At 61.1% G+C, this 1308-nt stretch carries 2 protein-coding genes; both read left to right on the forward strand.

The genetic code is table 11. The features are described 5' to 3' along the window. The coding region (locus CWE01_RS32545) for an ABC transporter permease subunit (protein ID WP_100944663.1) at window positions 1–743 on the forward strand (743 nt) is incomplete at its 5' end. After that, on the forward strand, window positions 740–1308 hold a 569-nt coding region (locus CWE01_RS32550), incomplete at its 3' end, for an ABC transporter permease subunit (protein WP_157815317.1). The genes CWE01_RS32545 and CWE01_RS32550, both read left to right, overlap by 4 nt.

A 1308-nucleotide genomic window follows, 5' to 3' on the forward strand; every position in this document is an offset into this window, starting at 1 on the left:
GCTTCGTCGAACAGAAACTGCAGATCATCCTCAACCTCGGCAACTACACGATGCTGGGGGACGACGACCTGTACCTGGCGGCCTACCTCGGCTCGTTGAAGATGGCGTTCTTCAGCACGCTGCTGTGCCTGTTGATCGGCTACCCGATGGCCTACGCCATTGCCAGTGCGCGCAAGGAATTGCAGACCGTGCTGGTGCTGCTGATCATGATGCCGACCTGGACCGCGATCCTGATCCGCGTCTATGCCTGGATGGGGATCCTCAGCAACAACGGGCTGTTGAACGGCTTCCTGATGTGGACCGGACTGATCAGCGAGCCGTTGCAGATCCTCAATACCAACCTCGCGGTGTATATCGGCGTGGTCTATTCCTATCTGCCGTTCATGATCCTGCCGCTCTACGCCAACCTGGTGAAGCACGACCAGAGCCTGCTGGAAGCCGCCTCGGACCTGGGGTCGAGCACCTTCAACAGCTTCTGGAAGATCACCGTGCCGCTGTCGAAGAACGGCATCATTGCCGGCTGCATGCTGGTGTTTATCCCGGTGGTGGGCGAGTTCGTGATCCCCGAGCTGCTCGGCGGTCCGGAAACCCTGATGATCGGTAAAGTGCTGTGGCAGGAATTCTTCAACAACCGTGACTGGCCGGTGGCGTCCGCGCTGGCGGTGGTGATGCTGGCGATCCTGATTGTGCCGATCATTCTGTTCAACCGTAGTCAGGCCAAAGAAATGGAGGGCAAGGAATGAAGCGCTTCAGTTTTTCCAACCTGATGCTGGTGCTGGGTCTGCTGTTCATCTACCTGCCGATGCTGATCCTGGTGATCTACTCGTTCAACGCCTCGAAGCTGGTGACGGTGTGGGGCGGCTGGTCGGTGAAGTGGTACGTCGGTCTGCTGGACAACACCCAACTGATGGGCTCGGTGGCCCGCTCGCTGGAAATCGCCTGCTACACCTCGGTGGCCGCGGTGGCGCTGGGAACCCTGGCGGCGTTCGTGCTGACCCGGGTCACCCGCTTCAAGGGCCGCACGCTGTTCGGCGGCCTGGTGACGGCGCCGCTGGTGATGCCGGAAGTGATCACCGGCCTGTCGCTGTTGCTGCTGTTCGTGGCCATGGCGCAGTTGATCGGCTGGCCCCAGGAACGGGGTATCGTCACCATCTGGATCGCCCACACGACCTTCTGTGCGGCCTATGTGGCGGTGGTGGTGTCGGCGCGTCTGCGTGAGCTGGACCTGTCCATCGAAGAGGCGGCCATGGACCTGGGCGCCAAGCCGTGGAAGGTGTTCTTCCTGATCACCATCCCGATGATCGCGCC

The organism is Pseudomonas sp. QS1027 (assembly GCF_002814235.1).
GTDB lineage: Bacteria > Pseudomonadota > Gammaproteobacteria > Pseudomonadales > Pseudomonadaceae > Aquipseudomonas.